20 protein-coding genes and 1 pseudogene are annotated in these 24102 nt (G+C 41.4%); 10 read left to right on the top strand and 11 right to left on the bottom strand.

Annotated elements, in window-relative coordinates; translation table 11 throughout:
- Positions 1-66: 66 nt before the first annotated feature.
- Positions 67-372 carry a hypothetical protein gene (locus tag IHE35_RS07565; protein ID WP_242786839.1) on the top strand — a complete coding sequence of 102 codons (306 nt, stop codon included), beginning with the start codon at positions 67-69 and terminating at the stop codon, positions 370-372.
- A gap of 79 nt (positions 373-451) precedes the next feature.
- Here the strand turns inward: IHE35_RS07565 and IHE35_RS07560 are convergent, their stop codons facing one another.
- Positions 452-1777, bottom strand: coding sequence for an ISNCY family transposase (locus tag IHE35_RS07560; protein WP_081400761.1), 1326 nt, complete (start codon positions 1775-1777; stop codon positions 452-454).
- Positions 1778-1922: 145 nt separating this feature from the next.
- A complete protein-coding gene (locus tag IHE35_RS07555; protein ID WP_242786838.1) occupies positions 1923-3107 on the bottom strand; it encodes a DUF764 family protein in 1185 nt (394 codons plus the stop codon).
- Positions 3108-3580: 473 nt separating this feature from the next.
- Between IHE35_RS07555 and IHE35_RS07550 the strand changes: the two genes are divergently transcribed.
- From IHE35_RS07550 to IHE35_RS07540, 3 genes are all read left to right on the top strand, one after another.
- On the top strand, positions 3581-4642 hold the full coding sequence (locus IHE35_RS07550; RefSeq protein WP_242786837.1) for a fatty acid desaturase: 1062 nt from the start codon (positions 3581-3583) through the stop codon (positions 4640-4642).
- A 309-nt stretch (positions 4643-4951) separates the two neighbouring features.
- On the top strand, positions 4952-5662 hold the full coding sequence (locus IHE35_RS07545; RefSeq protein WP_242786836.1) for an SGNH/GDSL hydrolase family protein: 711 nt from the start codon (positions 4952-4954) through the stop codon (positions 5660-5662).
- Between the two features lie 35 nt (positions 5663-5697).
- Positions 5698-6282 (top strand): uracil-DNA glycosylase family protein, encoded by a 585-nt coding sequence (locus tag IHE35_RS07540; protein ID WP_242786835.1) that lies wholly within the window; start codon positions 5698-5700, stop codon positions 6280-6282.
- Positions 6283-6566: 284 nt separating this feature from the next.
- Here the strand turns inward: IHE35_RS07540 and IHE35_RS07535 are convergent.
- From IHE35_RS07535 to IHE35_RS07525, 3 genes and pseudogenes are all read right to left on the bottom strand, one after another.
- Positions 6567-7062: pseudogene (locus tag IHE35_RS07535) on the bottom strand (pyridoxamine 5'-phosphate oxidase family protein).
- A 158-nt stretch (positions 7063-7220) separates the two neighbouring features.
- Entirely contained in the window at positions 7221-7658 is a 438-nt protein-coding gene (locus IHE35_RS07530; RefSeq protein WP_242786834.1) for a hypothetical protein, read from the bottom strand.
- A 186-nt stretch (positions 7659-7844) separates the two neighbouring features.
- Entirely contained in the window at positions 7845-9401 is a 1557-nt protein-coding gene (locus tag IHE35_RS07525) for a phospholipase D family protein (protein WP_242786833.1), read from the bottom strand.
- A 123-nt stretch (positions 9402-9524) separates the two neighbouring features.
- On the opposite strand from IHE35_RS07525, the gene IHE35_RS07520 reads away from it, so the two are divergent.
- From IHE35_RS07520 to IHE35_RS07500, 5 genes are all read left to right on the top strand, one after another.
- Positions 9525-10637, top strand: a complete 1113-nt coding sequence (locus IHE35_RS07520) for an S-(hydroxymethyl)glutathione dehydrogenase/class III alcohol dehydrogenase (RefSeq protein ID WP_242786832.1) — start codon at positions 9525-9527, stop codon at positions 10635-10637.
- 205 nt (positions 10638-10842) lie between these two features.
- Positions 10843-11373 (top strand): hypothetical protein, encoded by a 531-nt coding sequence (locus IHE35_RS07515; protein WP_242786831.1) that lies wholly within the window; start codon positions 10843-10845, stop codon positions 11371-11373.
- A gap of 521 nt (positions 11374-11894) precedes the next feature.
- Entirely contained in the window at positions 11895-12944 is a 1050-nt protein-coding gene (locus IHE35_RS07510) for a 3-deoxy-7-phosphoheptulonate synthase (RefSeq protein WP_242786830.1), read from the top strand.
- A gap of 238 nt (positions 12945-13182) precedes the next feature.
- Entirely contained in the window at positions 13183-14355 is a 1173-nt protein-coding gene (locus tag IHE35_RS07505) for a PilT/PilU family type 4a pilus ATPase (RefSeq protein ID WP_242786829.1), read from the top strand.
- Positions 14356-14754: 399 nt separating this feature from the next.
- Complete coding sequence (locus tag IHE35_RS07500) at positions 14755-15960, top strand: PilT/PilU family type 4a pilus ATPase (protein ID WP_242786828.1); 1206 nt, start codon at positions 14755-14757, stop codon at positions 15958-15960.
- Positions 15961-16018: 58 nt separating this feature from the next.
- Here the strand turns inward: IHE35_RS07500 and IHE35_RS07495 are convergent, their stop codons facing one another.
- From IHE35_RS07495 to IHE35_RS07470, 6 genes are all read right to left on the bottom strand, one after another.
- Entirely contained in the window at positions 16019-17191 is a 1173-nt protein-coding gene (locus tag IHE35_RS07495) for an MFS transporter (RefSeq protein WP_242786827.1), read from the bottom strand.
- Between the two features lie 228 nt (positions 17192-17419).
- Positions 17420-17794 carry a glycine cleavage system protein GcvH gene (gcvH, locus tag IHE35_RS07490; protein ID WP_242786826.1) on the bottom strand — a complete coding sequence of 125 codons (375 nt, stop codon included), beginning with the start codon at positions 17792-17794 and terminating at the stop codon, positions 17420-17422.
- Positions 17795-17866: 72 nt separating this feature from the next.
- On the bottom strand, positions 17867-18895 hold the full coding sequence (locus tag IHE35_RS07485; protein WP_242786825.1) for an AraC family transcriptional regulator: 1029 nt from the start codon (positions 18893-18895) through the stop codon (positions 17867-17869).
- Between the two features lie 152 nt (positions 18896-19047).
- On the bottom strand, positions 19048-19497 hold the full coding sequence (locus IHE35_RS07480) for a MaoC family dehydratase (RefSeq protein WP_242786824.1): 450 nt from the start codon (positions 19495-19497) through the stop codon (positions 19048-19050).
- 3 nt (positions 19498-19500) lie between these two features.
- On the bottom strand, positions 19501-21345 hold the full coding sequence (locus IHE35_RS07475) for an ABC transporter ATP-binding protein (RefSeq protein ID WP_242786823.1): 1845 nt from the start codon (positions 21343-21345) through the stop codon (positions 19501-19503).
- Between the two features lie 254 nt (positions 21346-21599).
- The gene (locus IHE35_RS07470) at positions 21600-22856 is read right to left on the bottom strand and encodes a mechanosensitive ion channel domain-containing protein (RefSeq protein WP_242786822.1); all 1257 of its coding nucleotides are present in this window, start codon (positions 22854-22856) and stop codon (positions 21600-21602) included.
- Positions 22857-23215: 359 nt separating this feature from the next.
- Between IHE35_RS07470 and IHE35_RS07465 the strand changes: the two genes are divergently transcribed.
- Complete coding sequence (locus IHE35_RS07465; protein WP_242786821.1) at positions 23216-23995, top strand: hypothetical protein; 780 nt, start codon at positions 23216-23218, stop codon at positions 23993-23995.
- Positions 23996-24102: the final 107 nt, after the last annotated feature.

Below are 24102 nucleotides of genomic sequence, written 5' to 3'. Positions count from 1 at the left end.
GCGAATATAGGTGTATAGGCTAATAACCAAATGAGAAATATAGCTTTTATTATTGTTCTGCTGTTGATGGTAATTCCTATTACGCAAGCAGCATCTGATGAAGAAAACAGTCCAGACCCAACTCGACTGTGTGAGGGAAAAGGACCTCATGTAAAGCTAACGACAAAAATTGATGATCGAATCGTTCAAGGCTCGTGTCAGGTCGGCTTTAAACCAGCTCAGGCTTATGCATTGGACTATACGGCAATGCGTGATCCCGCTGTGCGAAATGCATGTAAGGGGAAAGCACGTGGAACAGCTGTTGTGGTGAATATAAAGGGAAAAAACGTACCAGGTAAATGTGATCTGGTCTTTAAAAGCAATTATCGTTAAAAATATATTTGGGGCTTACCAGTTATGTTATGTTATTCCCAAGTAGAAATGTCCTACCTAATAACCAAATAGAAATGTCCTATATGGACATTTCCAAGTCAAGCACAGGATTCAGATTTCGTTGTTGAATTGCTGTTTTCTGTGCACGTCTGCTTGGCATCTTTTGAGAACGATTACGTTTGTTTTGCTGTTCCAGTTCTTCATGCTGTTGTTGAATATGCAGCAATACAGAACTTAAACGTTTATTCTCAACAATCTCTCGCTGGTTAAGCTGACTTAATTTATCGAAGATGCTGTAATTGATCTTCCGTCCTTCATGCATGATCGCTACAGTACCATCCGGATATTCTAGAAACTCAAGATATTTACCGATCAGCTTCTGATTTTCTTGGATATTATCCAGAATATATACACATTTATCATAAGTAATGGTCAGGCTATTGGTGACTCTGCGGGGTTCACGCCAAGTAAAAATATCATCTAATTCTTCAGCTGTTTCAGTGACAGTCCGGTGGAGATCCTTAGGATTAAAGGCCATCTTGGCAAATTTACGATTAAATTGCTCAATAAAGCAGGGCAGCCAGGCATTGGCATCTGCAATCGAACTGATAGCTTCTAAGCGCATCTCCTTAATCAGACGATCCTGAAGCGTTCTATTGGCTCGTTCTACACGTCCTTTGGCCTGTGGTGAATTGGCGAAGATGATATCGATATTGAGCGTACTGAGTACTCGCCCAAATTGGGTAATCTTGGTGTCTTTCTTGCTGCTTTGATTTACCCTAAAGACTGAATGTTTGTCGCTGTAAAACGCTAAGGGCTTACCGTGCTGTTCAACATACAAACGTGTCGAAATCATATAGTCAAAGGTTGATTCTGACTCACAGAAGCGTAAATGCTGTAATTTGCCTGTGGCATCATCAATAAACACCAGCAGACAGCATTTAGCAGCACGCCCTTCGAACCAGTCATGGTGAGAGCCATCAATCTGGATCAGTTCACCATAGCAATCCCGGTTATATCGAGGCTGATATGGGCGTTTCAGGCGCTTGGCGCGAGGAATCCACAAGTCGGCTGCAATCATCCAAGAACGCAGGGTTTCTACTGAAAGATCGAATCCATGTACGGTGGTGAGCTTTTCATGCGCTAAAGTGGGTCCGAAACCATGGAGTTGGTCAGAAACAATATTGAGGCACTTGAGTCTGAGTTCTTCAGGAAGTTTGGAATTGCTGGTTTGGCCACGACCGGCATGCGCTAATGCAGCTGGACCTTGAGCTTTGTATTTCTGCAGTAAGCGTCTGATCTGACGTTCTGAGATATGAAGTAGCTGAGCAGCCTGGGATTGAGTTATGCGTTGATCGCAGATTTCCTGCAAGACCGACAATCGTTTAAGTTCTTTATCCGACATAGACACCAACATATCAAACCGTCCGCTTCGATAATCGCAAAAGCGCATATTCTAAAAGCGGACATTTTTACTTTGGAGAAACCGGACATTTCTATTTTGGAGTTACAAGTGTACTTCGTATAATCGCCATTATGTTAAATGGAGATTAATCGAGTAGATGAAGCTCAGATGTCTTAATGTATCCTGTAATATCATGCCCATCTTTATTGAACTTAATTTTGGACCATCCATCTGGGATATCTTTATTCGTTTTATAGAGGGTTACTATAGATTCTTTTTCTAGTCTCATTTCTTTTAAACCGTTTGGTTGATCCTTTAAGTCACAATCTTTTATTACACGTGCTAGGCCTTCCACATCATTTAAAAAGTTTACTAAGCTTTTTTGATTATTTTTAATAGGCTCATATTCATTAATAATCGGTTCGGTAACGGTCTCTGCAAACCATACAAGTAAACAAACTATGAGCCTTGAAAGAAGTGATGCTTTATTATTTGGTAATGTTTCTAAATATTCTAATAAAATAGATCCACTTGATGTATCAAAAATACCTATATCTCTTAGGTCAGATGTTAGTTCTAATGTCTCTTGTTGCTGAAGAACTAAATCTAGTGTTTGGATTGCTGTTCTATCGATATTTATGTCTTGATGATATTTTTCATTAAACTCCTCGAAAGTTTCCAAATAGTTTTGAATAGAATCAAAATTATTCTGGTTAGGACTTTGTTCAGTTAGTCCAGCAATAGCATAAAGCTTTTGATTCAAGTTAAAAATTTTAGTATTTAAACCCGGAATCAATGTCTTAGCAGCTATAAGTCTTTGTACGTCGGCCTGTAAGCCTAATGATTTATTAATTGCTATATCTGATGCAGCACTTCTAATAGCCTCAAGAGCAGGATTCTCGTATACGCCTGCGATACTGGCCATAGAGGGGTTCAGGGCAAGATATTCTTTAAAAGGCATTGAAACCTTTTTCATAGCCTCAAGAGCAGGATTCTCGTATACGCCTGCGATACTGGCCATAGAGGGATTCAGGGCAAGATATTCTTTAAAAGGCATTGAAACCTTTTTCATAGCCTCAAGAGCAGGATTCTCGTATACGCCTGCGATACTGGCCATAGAGGGATTCAGGGCAAGATATTCTTTAAAAGGCATTGAAACCTTTTTCATAGCCTCAAGTGCAGGATTTTCGTATACGTCTGCGATACTGGCCATAGAAGGATTCAGGGCAAGATATTCTTTAAAAGGGTCTGTAATTCTAGTTATAGTTTTTTGAAATTTGTTTATTCCATAAGGATCTAATAATTTATCTAAATCATATTTGGATGACATATTTTTAATCCCCTTATGGATCATTATCAACTTTTAGTTTTTTAAAATTAACATAATACACCTTATACGAAATGCTTTCTTTTATTTCATATAAATCATAGTTTTATCGTATAGCAAAAAGCCCAACTCAGCTGAGTTGGGCTTTTTTGTTGATTTTTCATGTTCCATGCTTAATATTTGAGCAATGTTCCACTATGATAATAAGAAATTTTAAAGCTTCCATTCTTTTAGTAAGATCTCAAAATTTATGAAATCATAGTTTAAAAAATGGATAACTTCTTTATAAATTAGTGTATTTGCTCAACTTTTATAAAATAAATAGATTAAATAACATTCAATTTTATTAAACTAAAATTTATTTTGTAACAACTGCTGTTTTTCTAAACATACTGCTTTCAAAACAGGAAATATCAACTTTTATTTTCTATATTTTCCTTTAATGTACAGATGTCCATAAATTAAAGGTTGTACATATGTCTTCATCCTCGGATATGACCAGTCAGCAGCGGATTGCCAAGGTCAGAACTGTTGTCATGCAGGCTGGCGAAGACCTGCGAGCACGATATCCCATCCTGAAACATCAAAATTTCATTGGTGCGAGTATTCTGGCTTTTGCCTGGTCAGGTATGATTGTATCGGCATTGGCCTTTTATTATGGATATCTGACAGCATGGATGACCATTCCACTGATTGCGATATTTGCATCCTTAACACATGAATTGGAACATGATTTAATCCATTACATGTATTTCAAGAAAATGCCATGGGCACATCATTTGATGTTGGCTTTAGTCTGGTTGGCACGTCCGAATACGATCAGTCCATGGGCACGTCGTCGCCTGCATTTACATCACCATAAATATTCAGGTACCGAAAGTGACCTGGAAGAACGTGGCATCAGTAATGGCATGCCGTGGGGGATTCGCCGTATTTTAGTGATCAGTGACCAGTTGATGTCTGTGTACCTGCGTCCATTTCGTATGTACAAAATGATTCATGCCTTTTTGGAAAAACAGCCAGAGAATGAACGTAAAATTGCACAGATTTCACAGCTGCTTGGCTTTTTGCCTTTAAGTATCATTTACTACGGCCTGTGCTATCTATTTGCAGTGTTTCATATTTCAAATGCGATCGTACCGATATTTGGTTATGAAATGTTGTGGTCACAAGGCATTATCGATGCCATGCCATGGGTCAATTTAATGGCGGTGATCTGGGTATTACCAAATTATTTACGTTCATTCTGCTTACAGTTTGTCAGTTCAAATATGCATTACTATGGCGATATTGACCCGCGTGATGTCATCAAACAAACTCAAGTCTTGAATCCATGGTGGATGATGCCATTCCAGCTATTCTGCTTTAATTTTGGTGCCACACATGCGATCCATCACTTTGTAGTAAAAGAGCCATTTTATATCCGTCATATGACTGCCAAGACCGCACATAAAGTCATGAAAGAAGTAGGCGTACGATTTAATGATATTGGAACGTTCCGTCGTTTAAATCGCTGGAATGAAATTAAAGCGAAATAAAAATAATGAAGTAAAATCCCGTTGAGTACGGGATTTTTTATTCATATATTTTGATTTTTAATGAAGAAATATAGAGAGGAATTTTTACCGATATCTCTTAGATATTTTAAGTGAAGTTCTTGATGCTCAAGATCTTCTACCTAGATAGCTAATATTTTCAAAATATTGGGGTCATGATTACGGGACAATGTAGAGCAGTGGGTAGAAATATAAATATGGGGATATTCACGAAAAGTGACTATTAAGTTGTTACTCGAAAATTATAAATTGCGGTAAAATTCATCATATCCTTATATAAATTAGTCCATTATGTTGCTCAAAGCTGCCACGATTGCCCTAATACCTGCTTTGGTGATTCAAGGGAATCGCATCAAGAAAAGAACGCTTCGACTGCCCGAACCTGCTGGTGAACGCGAAGGTGTTATGGGACAGGGGAAGCCTTTGTCGATCCTGATTGTTGGCGATTCGGCAGCAGCCGGTGTCGGCGTAGAGCATCAGGAAGACGCATTAACAGGTGCGATCTTAAATCAACTCCAGCAAAATTATCAGATTCGCTGGAAACTTCAGGCGAAAATAGGAGATACAACCTCCAACGTCATTCACGTATTGGAAGAAATTCCGGCTGAACATTATGATGTTGTGGTGACCTCAGTTGGTGTAAATGATGTTACCAAACTGATGCCAGCAGATGTCTGGATTAAAAAGCAACAGAAACTTTATCAGGCGATTGAAAGTCGCTTTAGTCCTGAGCTAATTATTGCGGCCGGTGTGCCACCTATGAACATGTTCCCAGCTTTACCCAATCCATTGGCCTGGTTATTTGGTCGTTATGCCAAGGCTATGAACTGTGAGCTGGAAAAATTTGTCAGCAAGAACGCCAATATGCAATGGATTGAATACGATATCAAACAATATCAGGCACTCAATCTGGAAATGGCCAAAGACGGGTTTCACCCGAGTAAAGAAGTTTATACGCTTTGGGGACAGGAAGTCGCTGCAAAGATCCGCCAGAAATTCTAGAATGAGATTCCAATACGCCAGTTTAGTAGAATTTTATGTCGGATATTGAAACCCATCCTCTAGAACCTTTTCTACCTGAAAATGCCAAACTTTTGATGATGGGCAGTTTCCCGCCACCAGAAACGCGTTGGAAAATGCGTTTCTATTATCCAAATTATCAAAATGATATGTGGCGGATTTTCGGTTTAATTTTCTTCCATAATAGAGATTATTTTCTGGATCTTGCCAATAAGAATTTTCAGGAAATGCTGATTCGGGAATTTTTGCTGGAAAAAGGCATTGCCATTTTTGATACCGCCTATCAGATTCGTCGTTTGAAGGGGAATGCTTCAGATAAATTTCTGGAAATTGTTACGCCTACTGATCTCAACAAACTGCTTTCCCAGATGCCTTTATGTCATAGCATTATGACCACAGGCGACAAAGCAACCGAAACCCTGATGTTATCCATGCCTGAAGGCACTGAAAAACCAGCGATCGGGCAGCCGAGTGAAGCTCACTTTGCTGGGCGTGAGTTAAAACTCTATCGAATGCCATCATCATCACGCGCCTATCCATTGGCTTTGGAAAAAAAGGCAGAAGCCTATCGGGAGCTGTTTAGAGATGTTGGACTGATTTAGATTTTAGCGATAAATGTGAATACAATAGATCTCTTTCATAAATCAAAAAGTAATCGTTATATTCATATTTAAATAGATATTGAAAGTTCCTTCTCCCTTTGGGAGAAGGTTAGGATGAGGGAATTTCCTTTTCAGTAATTCCAAAATGATTTATGAAAGAACTCTAATACATATTCTCTTTAAGTTAAATTTATCACGATTGAACATATATTTTATTCTTAGATTAAGACAATAAAATAGATGCATACTTATAGTGAATTAGTAACTTATAGTAAGTTTTAATTTTAGGTATTTGGCATCATCTGCGGGTATTCCACCCATTTAAAACCCCGCACCTGAAAATCCCGAACATGGCTAAAGTCAGACCAGATCAGGTGGCTGCCTTTGGTCCATTTTAATGGTTTTATTCTGCGATTGACCAAATCCAGCTCAGCTTCAGTTGCAGGTCGTAATTCGCTAATTTCTGCATATACGTACACCTGGATAATTGCTAAATTGACCTTTCACTAAAGATTTTAGCCAAAATGACCGGCTACTATTTACCGCTTGAATACATGCTTTCGAGCTATACGGTAAATTCTGTTCCAAGCTGGTACAGTAGCGGTCAAAGAAAAAACCGCTTAGCTGATGTTCATCTAAAAATAAAGTACCAATTGGACTGCTAGTAGGAAATCCATTGGGGGTGATTGTAGAAATCGAGCAGTGCATGGCAGCACGCTGAGCATCAGCAACAACATTCCGGATCTTAAGCCAATCTTGAGGCTGAATATTTATCATCATAATGTCATCTTCATTGTTATTGTTTTCATTAACATAGCATAGGGCAGATATAAAATTGCTGAAACACTAAGACTTGCCGTTCATCTCAATATAAAAATTTTTTTAAAAAAAAGGCGATTAAATCGCCCCTTAAAGGTTATGAGTAACGGCTTCAAATACTAACCATCATATTCCACATAATCCCAAAGATTTAAACGAGATTTTATTTCACGGCGAATATTCGTTAATAAAGGCAACAGCGTGCCATCGATCCATAGACTCAAAGCTTGCGAAGAGAGTAATTGTTGCTGCTCATCCACCAGTTGTGCACCTTTGACGACGACTAAAGTTTCTTCATTAACTTCAGTTTCTATACCTTTGAAGAGCACTTGCAGATCGTAACCGGAATCCTGAATCAGCCATTCCAGTTCAATCTGGATATTTTCATTAGACTGGAGGATAGCCTGACCTTCAATCACTTCTGCATCCGAGATACAGTCATGCTCTACACGGATTTTGGCGAGAAACCATTCCTGAGCGGATAATTCTTGTAGGGTTTTGGTCGGCGTGAGAATGTCACTTAACTTAAACTGGCGGCTTAAATCAAAAAATTGCATGGGAGTGTGGCGAAAAAACTTCGCATAAAACTGGAAAAGTGTAATTTTAAGGCAATCTTTTGCTATGGTACAGATCATAACCGCATTGATCGAATAAACGTCTAAAAGCTATACAATTCTCAATTAATCAATGATTCTCCAAACTCGTAAATCAGTGGAAAATTCACTTTTGCCATCTGTTTGTCATTACATTGCCCATTCAGCTGGAAAGGTGGTGACGAGATGCATCACAAAACGCTGGAATCTAGTCGTTTCAGGATCATAGTTATATTCAAAAATTTTGCCATCCTTCTGTTGATCAAGCCAGATAATTTCGCCCTTGTCATTCAACTTAAGTTGATAAGCAATACGTGGCAGATATTTATCGAGCGATGCCGCAATTTCATCTTGAAGTTTTTCAGATTCAATGACCAGTCCGACTTCAGTATTTAAGCGCGCTGAACGGGGGTCAAAGTTAAAAGAGCCGATAAAGACTTTGCCGTCAGTATAGAAAAACTTGGCATGCAGGCTGGAGCTGTTTTTGTTTTTAGCCGGAATCACATTGCCGGTCATTTTTTCATACCAAGTGCGTTCCCGACGCTCAATATAAGGTTTAAATTCCCAGATATCGATGCCATTTTTAAGTAATTGAGTACGGTATTGCTGATAGTAGGCATGAACCACAGGCACATCATTAGCCACAAATGAGTTGGTGACGACCCGAATTTTTAAACCATTTCTAGCGCGCTTGCTCAGATAATCCGTTCCCCATTGGGTTGGAACAAAATAGGAAGACACCAGGCCCAGCTGATTTTTTGGTTCACCCATCAGGTCTAACATTTGAGTATAGATGAAGTCATCATCATTTATGGTATGACGTGCCTTTTTCGGTGAATCTGCCACAAAATGCGCTCTGGCCCATTGCACAGGTTGTGACTGTAATTGTTTGGCAATTTGCTGCTCTGCAATATTGACGCGACGCTGAGTTTCCTTGGCATCCAAACGGGTTCGAGCAAATAATTTTCGTAATTCTACCAAATCATACGGTTTAGACTTTTCCTTTAAGATCTGCTGAATATCATAGCTCAACGTATCATTCCAGAAGTCAATAAAAGACTGATTGGCATCTGTGACCGCATTGCCGGCAAACAAAATATCAACATCGGTAAACTGAAAATCATTGCTGGCTTCAAAATATTCACTGCTGATATTGCGACCGCCGGTGACAGCCACACTGCCATCGGCAATGATCAGCTTATTGTGCATACGGTGATTCACTTTTTTTAAGCGCAGCCCATAATCCAGGGCACGAAAGTGACGAAATTTATAAGGATTAAATAATTTGGTCTCGATATTAGGATGCTGACTCAGCGCAAGCAGTTTATCATCCAGCTGAGTCCCATTTTGGTCATCAATTAACAGCCGGATTTTGACCCCGCGATCGGCAGCATTCAACAACTGAGATAATACCAGGTTACCAATGAAATCATCGTTCCAGATGTAATATTGCAGATCGAGATGATGCTTGGCATGGTTAATCAGGTGCAGACGTGCTGCAATACTCATAAAACCATCATAGAGCGGCAAGTAAGCGGTTAAACCTTGCTGAATATTTTCCCGGGCTTCAGCTTTTTGAATCCAGTGCTGGGATTGTACCGGTGTGATTTTTGCTTTAGTCGATGTGTTTGGATCTAACTCACAGCCTGTCAAAAAACAGGAGATGGTAATAAAACTGATACAGAGTGTGCAAGTTCGGTGAGTCATTGAGTTTCCATCAATTATTTGGTTTTATTCTTCCTATATTAGGGATGTTAATGGTTGAATCTCAGAATAGAAAGGGGTTACTGTTAGTCATCTGTTAAATCAGTAAAAAAAGGATAGTTTTAAATGAAATCACGTGCAGCGGTAGCATTTGGTCCAGGCGAGCCATTACAGATCGTTGAAGTTGATGTCGCACCACCAAAAGCTGGTGAAGTTCTGGTAAAAATTAGCCATACCGGCGTGTGTCATACTGATGCCTTCACTTTATCTGGTGAAGATCCTGAAGGGGTATTCCCGGCAATTCTGGGCCATGAGGGTGCAGGTGTGGTGGTTGAAGTGGGTGAAGGTGTCACCAGCTTAAAACCGGGTGATCACGTGATTCCTTTATATACTGCTGAATGTGGCGAATGTCTGTTCTGTAAATCGGGCAAAACCAACCTGTGTGTGGCTGTACGTGCAACTCAGGGTAAAGGTGTAATGCCGGATGGCACAACACGTTTCTCTTATAACGGCGAGCCAATTTACCATTACATGGGCTGTTCAACATTCTCTGAATATACCGTGGTTGCTGAAGTTTCTTTGGCAAAAATCAATCCGGAAGCGAACCATGAACACGTTTGCCTATTAGGTTGTGGTGTGACCACAGGTATTGGTGCAGTGCATAACACAGCAAAAGTACAGGAAGGCGATACTGTTGCAATATTCGGTCTGGGTGGTATTGGCCTGGCAGTAGTACAAGGTGCTCGTCAAGCCAAAGCAGGTCGTATCATTGCAGTAGATACCAATGCTGATAAGTTTGAACTGGCGAAACAGTTTGGTGCAACCGACTTCTTAAATCCAAAAGACTATGACAAGCCAATCCAGCAAGTCATTGTGGACATGACAGGCTGGGGCGTCGATCATTCATTTGAATGTATCGGTAATGTCGACGTAATGCGCTCTGCACTGGAATGCGCACACCGTGGCTGGGGCCAATCCGTGATTATTGGTGTGGCTGGTGCAGGTAAAGAAATCTCGACTCGTCCATTCCAGCTTGTGACTGGCCGTAAATGGATGGGAACTGCATTTGGTGGCGTAAAAGGCCGTTCACAATTGCCGGGTATGGTTGAACAGGCCATGAAAGGTGATATCCAGCTGGAACCATTTGTAACGCATACCATGCCGCTTGAGCAGATTAATGAAGCCTTTGATCTGATGCATGAAGGCAAGTCGATCCGTACCGTGATTCACTTCGACTAAGCTGAGCAAATTTAAAAGGCCGGTAAATACCGGTCTTTTTTATGTTTATTTATTTTAAATGAGATACATTTGCCGCTTAAACCCTCACACAGCTTAACTGAATCCGCACAAGCCTTCTAAAGTCATTCCAGCGCAGACCTTTATAGTGATGGAAGCATATTGATATGCGTTAAGAAAACTATTTTCAACAATAAGGATGAGCTCTATGTCGAATGATAATTTTGTTCGTGATGTAATCAAGAATTCTCCGAAAGAAGTGCGTGATGATTTAAATGCCGATCCAATTACCGGTGAACCGGGTGCACATCCGGTAGGTACAGGTGTTGGTGCCGCAGGCGGTGCAGCTGCAGGTGCAGCAATTGGTTCTACCGCTGGTCCGGTCGGAACTGCAGTGGGTGGCGTAGTTGGTGCAGTGGTTGGAGGGCTGGCAGGTCACGGTGTAGGTGAAGCGGTAAACCCAACCGAAGAAGAAGCCTATTGGCGTGAAAATTCACTGAATACGCCTTATTATACCGAAGCACGTACCAGCTACAGCGATCTGAATTATGATCGTGATTATCATACGGCGTATCAGGTCGGTTATGAAAACCGTACTCATTATGATGCCAATACCCGTTTTGAGGATGCCGAATCCGATTTAAGAATCAAATGGGAACAGGTAAAAGGCGAATCGCGTCTGAACTGGGAACAGGCTAAATACGCAATCCGCGATGCCTGGAACCGTGTTTCACGCTAATCCTGATTTAGGATTAAATTGTTAAACCTTGGCAAGGTCTAATGTAGTTTTAGATCTTGCCAAGTTTGGGTATTTCTATGACAAAAAGATCGATTGATAAACAAAAATATCCCCACTAATAAATATTTTTTTTACAATTTTTACTTGTCAAATAGCGATATACCGCGTATTTTAAATTTCATATTCACATTTTTATGAATGACATAACATGCTCAAGCAACCTGTAAACTCAAACGCTTATTATTATTTCTGGCAGTTTAGATGATTGCCTGAACGCGTTCGGGCAAGTAAAAGGTTGCCCACCCAGTTTATACCTGATCGGCAACCCTGATCAGGTTTTTTTATGCTTGTTATATTTACAAATTTTGGAGACAGCCATGACTTACTTTAACTATTCATACTTTAGCAACTTTTATTGGTTCTACTTTAACCAGTTGATGAACCTCAGTACACAGACACATAGACCCATAAAGCTCAAGTAAAAGTTCGGACTGTATTGATCAGTCCAAAGGATGAAAGTCATGAATAGCGTTATTACATCACAACAACAGCAAACTGAAACTCTATTAAGCCTGCCGGCACAATTGAAGGCACAATTGCCATTGTCTCCACAATTGGCTGAACAGATTGCCGCACAGCGACAAACGATACAAAATATTCTAGAGGGTAAAGATCACCGCCTGATGGTGATTACCGGACCATGCTCCATCCATGATGAAGCTTCCGCGCTTGAGTATGCAGAAAAATTAAAACAATTACAGGCACAGATTTCCGATAAAATTTTTCTGGTCATGCGTGCTTACATTGAAAAGCCACGTACGACAGTCGGCTGGAAAGGTTTCCTATACGATCCTGAGCTCGATGGTTCATCCAATATGCAGTTGGGTCTGGAAAAATCGCGCGATCTTTACCTGAAAATTATTGGCATGGGTTTACCGATTGCTTCAGAAATCCTCAGTCCAATGGCGACGGCGTACTTCGATGATTTACTGGCTTGGGGTGCGATTGGGGCACGTACCAGTGAATCTCAGATTCATCGTGAAATTTCCAGTCATATGCCATACAGTATCGGCTTCAAAAATGGCACAGATGGTTCGATTCAGATTGCTTTAGACGCGATTCAGTCCGCTTCTCATCCGCATCAGTTCTTGGGCATGAGCCAATCTGGATTGCCATGTATTCTGAATTCTAAGGGCAATCCAAAAGCACATCTGATTCTGCGTGGATCAAATAGTGGTCCGAACTACCAGTTATCTGAAATTGAGAAAATTAAAGCCAAACATTCAGCTGAATTGCCGGCACTGGTGATTGACTGTAGTCATGGCAACAGTTCCAAAAATCCGATGTTACAGCCGGAAGTATTGGCGCAGATCGTGGCAGAACGTTTACAGACCAATGTTCGCGGTGTAATGCTGGAAAGCCATCTGGTGGATGGTAATCAAAAAATTTCAGATACAATGCTTTATGGACAGTCCGTCACTGACGGATGTCTGGGCTGGACAAAAACCGAACAACTGTTGTTAAATATGACAGCTTCACTGCGACTGGAAGGTTTAAAGCGTAGTGCTTAAATCTGTGGTCAGGCCTTTCCTCACAACTTTGGGGAAAGGCAACATTGAATGCAACTGAGAGGAATAGTGCTTAAAAAAATCACTCAGCACATTCACGAAGTTGAAAATACAAAATAATAATCATTAGAACTATTTTATAAAAACATCAAAAAATAAGTGATTTCACAATAATAATTTTTCAGGATCTGCATTGAGTCGTTTTAAGGCGCGCGATAGACATGATCCGAAGGACCTTGATATGTATACACCCGAATTGCTCGATGAAGCACGTAAATTTATGCACCATATGTTGACCAAAGTGGTTGAATATGGTGGCTCCGATCTTTTTATTACCGCAGATTTTCCACCAAGCATCAAACAGCAGGGCTTGATGAAACCGTTTGGTCAGCAAAAACTGACAGCGGATAAAACCCGTCTATTTGCCTATGCCTTGATGAATGAACGACAGATCAAGGAATTCAAGTCAGTTATGGATTGCAATTTCGGTATAACTGTACCCGGTGTATCACGTTTCCGGGTCAATGTTTTTCACCAACAGCACAACATTGGTATGGTCATCCGAACCATTACCACTGATATTCCAAGTTTTCAGCAATTGGGACTACCCAATTCACTACAGCAGGTGATTATGGAAAAACGCGGACTGGTCCTGATTGTAGGTGCGACCGGTGTAGGTAAATCGACTACGCTGGCAGCCATGATTGATCACCGTAATACCCATTCGGAAGGACATATCGTTACCATAGAAGATCCGGTGGAATATGTCTATCAGCATAAAAAGTCGATGATTACCCAACGTGAAATTGGTGTAGATTGTGTTTCCTGGCATAACGCGCTGATTAATACCATGCGTCAGGCACCGGATGTGATCGTGATTGGTGAAATCCGGGATACTGAGAGCATGGAGCATGCGATTGCCTTTGCTGAATCTGGGCACCTGTGTTTGGCAACCTTGCATTCTAATAATGCCGACCAGGCGTTGGATCGCATTATTAACTTCTTCCCGGAAGAGCGCCGTAATCAGCTGTTAATGGATTTATCTGCCAATATGAAAGCGGTGATTTCTCAACGTTTGATCCGCACTGAGGATGGGCAAGGTCGTCGTGCTGCTGTTGAAATTCTACTGAATACGCCGCTGGTTTCTGACTTTATCCGTAAAGGAGATTTTTACGAGCTGAAAACCATTATGGCACGTTCACGTGAGCTGGGCATGCAGACCTTTGACCAGGCATTATTTGATTTGTATAACAAGGGAATCATTTCTTATGATGAAGCTTTGCGTAATGCAGATTCGAGTAATGAAATGCGTTTGCAGATCAAATTAAAGAGTAGTCGCATCAATCCAGTTCTTCAGGAAGAAAGGAGTAAGATGACAATACTGGAACAGTCTAAGGAAACTAAACTAACATAATACTTCGATGAAACTAAGCTGCAATAAAATACAATTAAGTTGGATGATGAATGTTCAGTAGTGGCTTAAAGATTACAAAACTTTAGCCACTAACGTATTTAATTTCGTTATTCAAAAAATAGTATTTATGTAGATTCATTTCGATGAGTTACCAATTTACTTTGCTAAAATTTGAAGTCCAATTCATATATGGTTATAAGAAGTAGACTCTCAGTACCTCTAGATTATTTCCCTTTATTTTTATTTTCCTTGAATCAGTTCACACAATGATTTGAAAAAATTATCTTTATAAATCAAATGTGTTTGAGGCTTTTAAAAAAACGCTGCACAATAAAATCAAAATATATTGGCATGAATCTATTTTGAAGATTTATAGCATTGTGCATTACAGGGGAAAATATGTTCACGGCAGAGTTGTTAGAAGAAGCACGTAAGTTTATGCACCATATGCTGACCAAAGTGGTTGAATATGGTGGTTCAGACCTGTTCATTACCGCAGACTTTCCTCCGAGTATCAAACATCAGGGATTAATGAAGCCTTTTGGTCAACAGGAACTTACTCCAGAGAAAACCAAACTGTTTGCTTATGCGCTGATGAACGAAAAGCAGCGTAAAGAATATGAAGCAGAACTGGAATGTAACTTTGCCATTACTGTACCAGGAGTTTCACGTTTCCGGGTCAACGTGTTCCAGCAGCAGCTCAATGTCGGTATGGTCATCCGGACCATTACTGCGGAAATTCCGAATTTTCAGAAGTTAAAATTACCAGAGTCACTCAAACATGTGATTATGGAAAAGCGCGGTCTGGTACTCGTTGTAGGCGGTACAGGTTCGGGTAAGTCGACTTCGCTTGCTGCAATGATCGATTACCGTAATGAAAATTCTGCTGGACATATCATCACTGTAGAAGATCCAGTGGAATATGTACATAAACATAAGAAGTCGATGATCACCCATCGTGAGGTCGGTGTAGATAGTCATTCCTGGCACAATGCCTTAAAAAATACTTTGCGTCAGGCACCCGATGTGATTCTGATTGGCGAGATCCGGGATACGGAAACCATGGAACATGCGATTGCCTTTGCCGAAACAGGGCATTTATGTCTGGGTACGCTGCATTCCAACAATGCTAACCAGACGCTCGACCGGATTATTAACTTCTTCCCGGAAGAACGCCGTAATCAGTTGCTGATGGATTTGTCTTCCAATATGAAGGCAATTGTTTCTCAGCGTTTGATCCGGACTGAGAATGGTAAAGGTCGTCGCGCTGCAGTCGAAATTATGCTGAATACGCCATTGGTATCGGATCTGATTCTGAAAGGTGATTTCCATGAACTCAAAGCAATTATGGGTAAATCACGCGAACTTGGTATGCAGACTTTTGATCAGGCATTATTTGATCTTTATAATGAAGGTGCGATTTCTTATGAAGAAGCATTGCGTAATGCTGACTCGACCAATGAATTACGTCTGCAAATTAAACTGAAAAGTACACGTGCTAATCCAGCCATGAATAATACAGCTACTGCATTTAGCATGGTGGAAGAGAAAAAGCCGGATGATGAAACGGATGCAGATGCCAGTACCACAGAACAAACCTCATAAGTCTGAGGCGTTCCAACTAAAAACCGACATGAAATAATGTCGGTTTTTTATTGCTGGCTTAAGCTATAACAGTTTTATGTTGAACCACGAATTTAAAATAGAGCAGGCTCAGGGCTGTTAGAGCAGCACAAATAATAAAGGCGAAGCTAAAGCTTTGCGTGGTAATCATTATCCCAACGACCAATGAGCCAATGGCAATACCAAGGTCATAGCAGGTATAGAATGTCGAAGTGGCATAGCCAATCCGGTGCTTTGGAGCACGTTGAATAGCAAGCGTTTGCAGGCAAGGCTGAGCACTGCCAAAACCCAATCCAATCAGGACTGCTGCCAGCATAAATCCAGTCAGGGTATCAATCTGACTTAAAACCAGTAGACCCAGACTAAAGGTAAGAATCGCAGGATAAATCACATATTGTGGACCTTTACGGTCATAAATTTTGCCAGTAATCGGACGTAAGCTCATCATGGAAATGGCAAACACCACAAAGAACAAACCTGCATACTGCATTAGATCGATTGAGCTGGCATAGGGAGCAATAAAGGACATGATGCTGGCATAAGCGAAAGAAATCATCATGACCATTAAGGCAACAGTCAGGGATTTTTTCTCAACAAAATCACTTAAACCCAATCTGGTCTTTTCAGTTTCAGGTTGTTTAACTTCTTGCACCGGAATTAAAAAGCAGAAGATATAACCGATAAAAATCATGGCTACGAGTACAGCAGTCACCATGGTATAGCTTAAATAAGGAATAAGGCCTAAGCCAATGAAAGGGCCAAGTACAACTCCAAGATTCACCGACATGGCATAATAGCCCATACCTTCGCCACGGCGACTGTCCGGAATAAACTGGTTGACCACAGGAACACAAACCGTGGTCAAAATACTAAACCAGACCCCATGCATTAAACGCAGGATGTATAAACTGGTCATATTGCTAATAAATAAATAGCCAAAAGCAATTAAGCAGAACATCGTCGCCGAGATAATTAAAGTACGGCGCTGTCCCAATTTTTCAATAATCAAGCCACTAAATGGGCGGATCACGATCGAAGAAACCATGAATAGCGTCAGGGTTAATCCGGCTTGAGTTACGCTACCCCCAAGTTCTTTAAGAATATAAATCGGTAAAATCGTAGTTTGGGCAAAATAAAAAATAAACAAAAACAGATTATTTGCCAGACAAAGCAAAAAGGACTTTGTCCACAACGGCATGACAGTTGCGTTCATAATGATCCAGAAATTTTAATGTGAGACGCCAGGCCAAAATGAGTATTGTTTTTATGGAGTATGCTGAATGCGATATTCAGCATCGAAGCGCGTCACGAAGACTACATGGGAGATTGTGTGAATAATACAATAAAAACCGACAAATGTGGTGTTATTTTGCGCTGTGTCAGGTTTAAAAATTCAGGCAAAAAAAATCAGCCCGCAGGCTGATTTTTAAAGCAGATTAAATTATAGGCCTGCTTCATATTCGCTATTGCTGAGCAGTTTTTCGACATCCGCGATATTGTCTGGCTTGATTTTATAGATCCAGCCTTTGCCATACGGGTCATCATTAATGAAATCCGGGTCATCTTCCAGTGCCGGGTTAATTTCAACCACGATACCAGAAACAGGTGCATGGATATCTGACGCTGTTTTTACAGATTCGACAACACCTGCTTGCTGACCTGCGGTCACGTGTGAATCAAGATCTGGCGCTTCAACATAGACCAGGTCACCTAAAGCATCCTGTGCATGGTCAGAAATACCGGTCACCACAAGATCACCCTCAATGCGTACCCATTCATGTGTACTTGCGTACTTTAATTCTGAAGGATGATTCATTGATAACTCCTTAAATCGCTTAGGTTCATTTTTGACATGATTTATACATTCTTTTGCTGCAAAACAAAAGGCTTATAGGTACGGATCTTTACGCCAGTTGCTTGGACTGCGACCACTCCAGCGTTTAAAGGCACGACTGAAGTTGGCGACATCACTATAACCGAGTTCATCGGCAATCTGTTCCAGGGTGAAGTCTGTTCGTGAAAGCAGGGAAGTTGCATGACGATAACGTACTTCATCGACCAGTGTCGAGAAAGACGTGCCTTCTGCAGCCAGCTGACGTTTCAGAGTGCGATCCGACATATGCAGACGGTCTGCGACAGCTTCAATACTGAGATAATGCTGTTCTGAATTGGTCAGAATATCCCGTACCCGCATGGCGATACGATGCCGCTCACCCAGTGCAGAAAGTTCTGCTTCACACTGGTTAATTGCAATCTGGCTGGCGATCGGATCGGCATGCACCAGCTTGTTCATCAGATAGCTTTTATCAAAGCTCAGTAACAGATGTGGCTGTTCAAAACGGAACTGATGGGTGGGGAACTTCGCCATAAAGCGTTCAAAACCTTCCGGTTTTTTAAAATCGAAGTCGATTTCTCCGGTTGCATCGCTAATCCCGGTAATGGCTTTGGCCATACTAATCAGGCCGATCATCAGGGCAATCGAAATTTCAGTACGCAGCGGTTCCATCTGAATATCAGTTTGTAGCTGGACTGTGGCCTTAACCCCAAAAGTGGAGAAGAATAGTTGCAGAAATGGCAAGCGTAACTGGATAAAACGGTTTGCCAGGACCAACGCTTCGGTAATATTGTTCGCCGTCATGATGGCATAACCAATAAAACCATGAATGGAAATACGCATCTGTGTGCCGAGGTGATAGCCCAAGGTGGATTCACCCGTCAGCTTGAGTGCGTGTTTGACCATATCATTGGCAATGGCAGTCGGAATTCGGAACTCAGGATCTGCCAACTGTTCACTGGTCAGCCCATAAGGTTTGAATAACGATTCATCGTTATAGCCCCAGCGGGAGATAACGTCGAGAAGCAAAAGACCATAAACACCCGGGATGCCTTGGTCTTGGCGTGGAACAATCATCTTCATGCGCGATCCGTTGCACTCAGTCAAATTTTTTCTATTTATTTGCCCATATTGGCATGAAACAGCCAGTTTTATCTTTAAAATTGTTGGACAAAATGCTGAGCCTTACCCAAACACTTCAAGCAGATTAGCCTGAAATGTGGGTAAAAATCAAACTAAACTGCTGTAAATTCTCGCTTAAACACCAGAATATTGGTCGTTGAATTAAATAGAACCTGATCTTGCTGGTTGAATGCCTGCGTTTCATAGCGAACGATGCCACGATCAGGTTTGCGTTTGGAAGGCTGAATATCGGTGATGGTTACAATCACCCGAATTTCGTCATCTGGACGGGTTGGGCAGGGCCAACGCACATGTGAATCTGTCCCAATCAGACCATAGGCGACCGGAAAGCATTCGGTCCATAAACGCATGACTACTGCAGCAGTGTGCCAGCCACTGGCTGCCAGACCCCGGAAGATCGGATGCTGTTCAGCCTGTTGCGCATTGACATGAAATGGCTGCGGGTCATAGGCATGAGCAAACTTTAGAATTTCTTCCTCAGTCATGCGATAAGATCGACTTTTAAACTCATCACCAATTTTCAGGTCTTCCAGATATAACATGTTCTATCCTTGCTCTTTTGTATCGTGTTCTATTAAAAATCCGCCAGTCTGACGTTGCCATAGGTGCGCATAAATTCCATTCAATGCCACCAGTTCATCATGTGTGCCTTGTTCGACGATCTTGCCTTGATCCAGCACAATCAGTCGATCCATTTGCGCAATGGTAGAAAGTCGATGGGCGATCGCAATCACGGTTTTACCTTTCATCAGCTCATCCAGACTGCTCTGAATGGCTGCTTCAACTTCTGAATCCAGTGCACTGGTCGCTTCGTCCAGAATCAGAATAGGTGCATCTTTCAGGAAGACACGGGCAATGGCAATACGCTGACGCTGGCCACCAGACAGCTTGACGCCACGTTCACCCACATAGGCCTCATAACCACGCTTACCGCGCATATCACTAAGTTGGGGGATGAATTCCTCAGCCTCAGCTTTACGCACCGCCTTAAACATTTCTTCATCTGTCGCATTTGGACGACCATATTTAATGTTTTCAGCCACACTACGATGTAGCAGTGAAGTATCCTGCGTCACCATGGCAATATTCTTGCGCAGACTATCCTGAGTCACATCTTCAATATTTTGCCCATCGATTAAAATACGACCTTGGTCAATACGATAGAAATTCAGTAACAGCTGAATCAGGGTAGACTTGCCGGCACCAGAACGACCTACCACACCGATTTTTTCACCCGGTCGAATGGTCAGATTCAAGCCATCGATCACGTTTTTGTCATTATAGGCAAAACAGACGTTATCAAATTTGATTTCACCCTGTTTCAGCTCCAGTTCTTTAGCATCTGGCTTGTCCTGAATCGAAATTGATTTACCCAGGGTCCCCATACCATCCTGAATGGTTCCAACATTTTCAAACAGTTGCGAGGTTTGCCACATCAGAAATTCGGCAATACTATTCAGTTTAAGCACCATCGCCGTAGTCGCAGCAATAATGCCGAGCTGAGCCTGACCTTCCATCCATAACCAGATCGCTGTCCCTAATACACCGCCATACAGTACGACGCTCAGCAATAAAATACTGATTTCATACTGGGCGCCCAGTCGCATCTGTTTATAAACCGTCACCATAAACTCTTGCATGGATGTTTTGGCATACTGGCTTTCACGACCTGCATGCGCAAACAGTTTAACGGTCTGAATATTGGTATAGGCATCGGTCACGCGACCAGTCATTACCGCACGGGCATCGGCCTGTTCATGCGAGATTTTGCTGAGACGGGGAATAAAATAGCTGGCGGCACAGATAAACAGGACCAGCCATACCATCAGTGGAATAATCAGATAAGCAGAAATGGAACCGAGCACGATGTTAATGGTAATGAAGTAAATCACCACGTAGGCCAGCATATCGCCGAGAATGACCCAGAATTCACGGATCGCCAGTGAGGTTTGCATAACCTTGGCAGATAAACGACCGGCAAAGTCATTGTGAAAGAAATCCAGGCTTTGCTTGAGCAGCAGATTATGGAAACGCCAGCGCAGGCGCATCGGGAAATTACTGTATAAAATCTGGTGCTTGATCAAGGACTGCGCATTGGCAAAGAAAATATTGGCCAGTAAGACCACACTGAGTAAAGTCAGATTGACCGCATGTTGCTCCAGAAAGGTGTCCGGCTGACTTTGGCTGAGCCAATTGACCAGATCGCCAATCTTAGCATACAGCAAGGCTTCAAAACTGGCGGCACCCGCAGTACAAAGGACAAGAATCAACAGATAGCGGCGTACGCCATAAGCTGCTTGCCAGACAAAGGGAAAAAAACGGGTAGGCAAGGGTTGGTTCAGATTTTTGGTCGGATAGGGATCTACCAGCCGTTCAAGCCATCGAAACATTAGTGTGCTCTTTTCTCATGCATTTTGCTTTTCACGGATTATAAAGGATTCTATTTTTATAAGCCTGAAATAAGGTGAAATTGCCACAAAATGATTAACTAAATCAAACTTTAGGTTGCAAATGTTAAAAACTGGAAAAGTGAAGGGGGAGTTAGATAAAAATTTTAAAAAGACATCAATGAAATTGAAGAGCTACATCAATAAAAAAGCCTGAGATGACTGATCATTTCAGGCTTGGCGTAACTGCGTTTAAATTAAGTGATAATGGGTGATGCAGGTGTCGTAAATGCTTCTTTAAAGTCACTACCTGAAGGAGCCTGATACACTTTCAGGCCAAATTCCGGAATAATGGCGAGTATGTGATCCATGATATCAGACTGAATCTTTTCATATTCTGTCCACACCGTAGTATTGGTAAAGGCATAGATTTCCAGTGGTAAGCCTTCACTGGTTGGCTGCAATTGACGTACCATCAGTGAAAAGTTTTTCGCAATACCCGGATGTTGTTGCAGATAAAACTCCAGATAAGCACGGAACGTGCCTAAATTGGTCAAACGGCGCTGGTTGTATTGTGAATTATGCTGTAACTGCTGGTTAAATTTTTCCAGCTCTTCAGTCTTGGTATTCAGATAATGATCGAGCAGGATAAAGTTTTTCAGTTTGGTCTGTTCTTCCTCACTCATAAAATGCACGGTGCTTTGATCAATATGAATCGAACGTTTGATACGACGTGCACCGGCTTCCTGCATGCCGCGCCAGTTTTTAAACGTATCTGTCACTAACTTATTAGTTGGAATGGTCGTAACGGTCTTGTCAAAGTTCTGCACGGTCACAGTATGTAATGACATATCAATCACATCACCATCAGCATTCAGTGAAGGCATTTCAATCCAGTCACCGATACGCACCATGTCATAAGAAGAAATCTGTACTGAAGCCACCAGAGAAAGAATCGTGTTCTGAAACACCAGCATCAACACGGCAGCCATCGCACCGAAACCTGCCAGCAAGGTAAATACATCCTTTTTCAGGAAGGTACCCAGAATCATCAATCCACAGACGATAAAAATCAGTAGTTTAACCAGCTGCAAATAACCTTTAATCGGTTTATTACGTGATTTTGGATTGCGCTGATAAATCAGATTGAAAATATTCAGCAACTCGCCCAGTGCCAGTGCAATAGTCAGGAAAATAAAGGCCTGAGCACCCATCTGTACAAAAGTCTGAAGTTTATCTGACAAGTGCGGAACGGTGCTAATACCATTCATAATCACGATCGCAGGTACAATATTGGCAATACGACGAATGACACTGTGTTCCGCAAAGATCGAGGTATTGGCAAAAGGCAGTTTGGAAATCAGTTTACGAATTCCACGAACAACAATTTGTTTGGCAAACAGATTAGCGATAAAAGCCAGCGCAATCACAATACTTAAAGAAGACAGCATTTCCAGCCAGGGATATTGATCTGCCCAATCTTGAATGTTCTGAATAAAGCTAAACTGTTCCAACTGATCTTTCTCTTATTTACAAAAATGCCATATAGTTTATAGGTTTAGTCATTATTAATTAAGCTTGAATAACGTTTTAAAACATATCTGTCTTAGTGCTGTCTTTTAATCCATCAATATTATGCTTATAAAACGATACAAAAATGGATAGAGAAGCAGATTCTGCTTATTTAGAATTTTATTGACCAGCTGTCATCCTTGTTGCTCGTTAAAATGATCAGGAGTGTATTCAAAACTGATCATTACATCCGGCCAACAGGAGACTTTTTCGGCATTTCAGAGCAGCATATGCGTACTCTAGCTAAGATAAAGATGAACATCAAAGATCACCCTCCTACAAAAATACCAAGGGGCGAATCATGCAAAAACAGTTAGCAATTATTGGTCTGGCCTTAGCGCTGAATGCCTGCGGTGATGGGAATGATGACATTTTTAGCGGCGTAGATGGTTCATCCTCAAGCCGCTTGACGGGTATCTACCTGGGCAGTTTTACAGATGCAAATCTGAGCCCACGCTCAATTCTGGGTGTGATCGAGAAAAACAGTAATTTCTGGTTATTGTATTCACTGCCAGCAGATAGTGGTTATACGGGTATCATGCGTGGGCAGTTTTCTTTATCGGGTAACAGTTTTAGTGCGACCGGCATCCGTGACTATAATTTTGCGTTGAATCAAACTGCTAGCGTAGCCTTGAATGGTAACTATACGGCAGACAGAAACTTGCAGGGAAATGTCAATAATACAAATAACCGGCCTTTTAACCTGATTTATAATGCTGATTACAGTCGTGAGAATACCAGTATATCCGGCCTTCAAGGGCGCTATACTGGTCGAACCACGACCTTATCCAATAATGTAATTACCACAGTCAATATAGACACTAGCGGAGTGATTACAGGAACTGTTGGCGATGAGGAGAAGTGTGCATTTGTAGGAAGAGTGAATTCGGAAAACAATGCGCCATATTTCAATATTCATCTGGTCTTTACAGGTTCTACGAGCTCCAACTGTTTGAATGGATCACCAGAGGTAGATGGTATCTTGCTGAATCAGATTGATACCCAGTCAATTTATATGATGGCCGAGAACAGCAATCAGCAGGATGCAATCCTGTTTATTGGACAAAAAACTCAAAACTGATACCAGAAAAGTTTTTTAACAAGAGCACCTTCGGGTGCTTTTTCTTGTCTTAATTTAAATGAATTTTGACTTTTTAAATGAAATCGTTCATTTTAAAATCATAATTA

This window comes from Acinetobacter sp. ASP199 (assembly GCF_022700675.1).
In the GTDB taxonomy this organism is placed as follows: domain Bacteria; phylum Pseudomonadota; class Gammaproteobacteria; order Pseudomonadales; family Moraxellaceae; genus Acinetobacter.
Note: the sequence above shows the minus strand (reverse complement) of the source record. Positions and strands in the feature narration are given on the sequence as shown.

Excerpts from the sequence above, each read along its gene's own strand:
- IHE35_RS07565 (WP_242786839.1), top strand. The coding sequence starts at position 67 with ATGGTAATTCCTATTACGCAAGCAGCATCTGATGAAGAAAACAGTCCA.
- IHE35_RS07560 (WP_081400761.1), bottom strand. The coding sequence starts at position 1,777 with ATGTCGGATAAAGAACTTAAACGATTGTCGGTCTTGCAGGAAATCTGC.
- IHE35_RS07555 (WP_242786838.1), bottom strand. The coding sequence starts at position 3,107 with ATGTCATCCAAATATGATTTAGATAAATTATTAGATCCTTATGGAATA.
- IHE35_RS07550 (WP_242786837.1), top strand. The coding sequence starts at position 3,581 with ATGTCTTCATCCTCGGATATGACCAGTCAGCAGCGGATTGCCAAGGTC.
- IHE35_RS07545 (WP_242786836.1), top strand. The coding sequence starts at position 4,952 with ATGTTGCTCAAAGCTGCCACGATTGCCCTAATACCTGCTTTGGTGATT.
- IHE35_RS07540 (WP_242786835.1), top strand. The coding sequence starts at position 5,698 with ATGTCGGATATTGAAACCCATCCTCTAGAACCTTTTCTACCTGAAAAT.
- IHE35_RS07530 (WP_242786834.1), bottom strand. The coding sequence starts at position 7,658 with ATGCAATTTTTTGATTTAAGCCGCCAGTTTAAGTTAAGTGACATTCTC.
- IHE35_RS07525 (WP_242786833.1), bottom strand. The coding sequence starts at position 9,401 with ATGACTCACCGAACTTGCACACTCTGTATCAGTTTTATTACCATCTCC.
- IHE35_RS07520 (WP_242786832.1), top strand. The coding sequence starts at position 9,525 with ATGAAATCACGTGCAGCGGTAGCATTTGGTCCAGGCGAGCCATTACAG.
- IHE35_RS07515 (WP_242786831.1), top strand. The coding sequence starts at position 10,843 with ATGTCGAATGATAATTTTGTTCGTGATGTAATCAAGAATTCTCCGAAA.
- IHE35_RS07510 (WP_242786830.1), top strand. The coding sequence starts at position 11,895 with ATGAATAGCGTTATTACATCACAACAACAGCAAACTGAAACTCTATTA.
- IHE35_RS07505 (WP_242786829.1), top strand. The coding sequence starts at position 13,183 with ATGTATACACCCGAATTGCTCGATGAAGCACGTAAATTTATGCACCAT.
- IHE35_RS07500 (WP_242786828.1), top strand. The coding sequence starts at position 14,755 with ATGTTCACGGCAGAGTTGTTAGAAGAAGCACGTAAGTTTATGCACCAT.
- IHE35_RS07495 (WP_242786827.1), bottom strand. The coding sequence starts at position 17,191 with ATGAACGCAACTGTCATGCCGTTGTGGACAAAGTCCTTTTTGCTTTGT.
- gcvH (WP_242786826.1), bottom strand. The coding sequence starts at position 17,794 with ATGAATCATCCTTCAGAATTAAAGTACGCAAGTACACATGAATGGGTA.
- IHE35_RS07485 (WP_242786825.1), bottom strand. The coding sequence starts at position 18,895 with ATGAAGATGATTGTTCCACGCCAAGACCAAGGCATCCCGGGTGTTTAT.
- IHE35_RS07480 (WP_242786824.1), bottom strand. The coding sequence starts at position 19,497 with ATGTTATATCTGGAAGACCTGAAAATTGGTGATGAGTTTAAAAGTCGA.
- IHE35_RS07475 (WP_242786823.1), bottom strand. The coding sequence starts at position 21,345 with ATGTTTCGATGGCTTGAACGGCTGGTAGATCCCTATCCGACCAAAAAT.
- IHE35_RS07465 (WP_242786821.1), top strand. The coding sequence starts at position 23,216 with ATGCAAAAACAGTTAGCAATTATTGGTCTGGCCTTAGCGCTGAATGCC.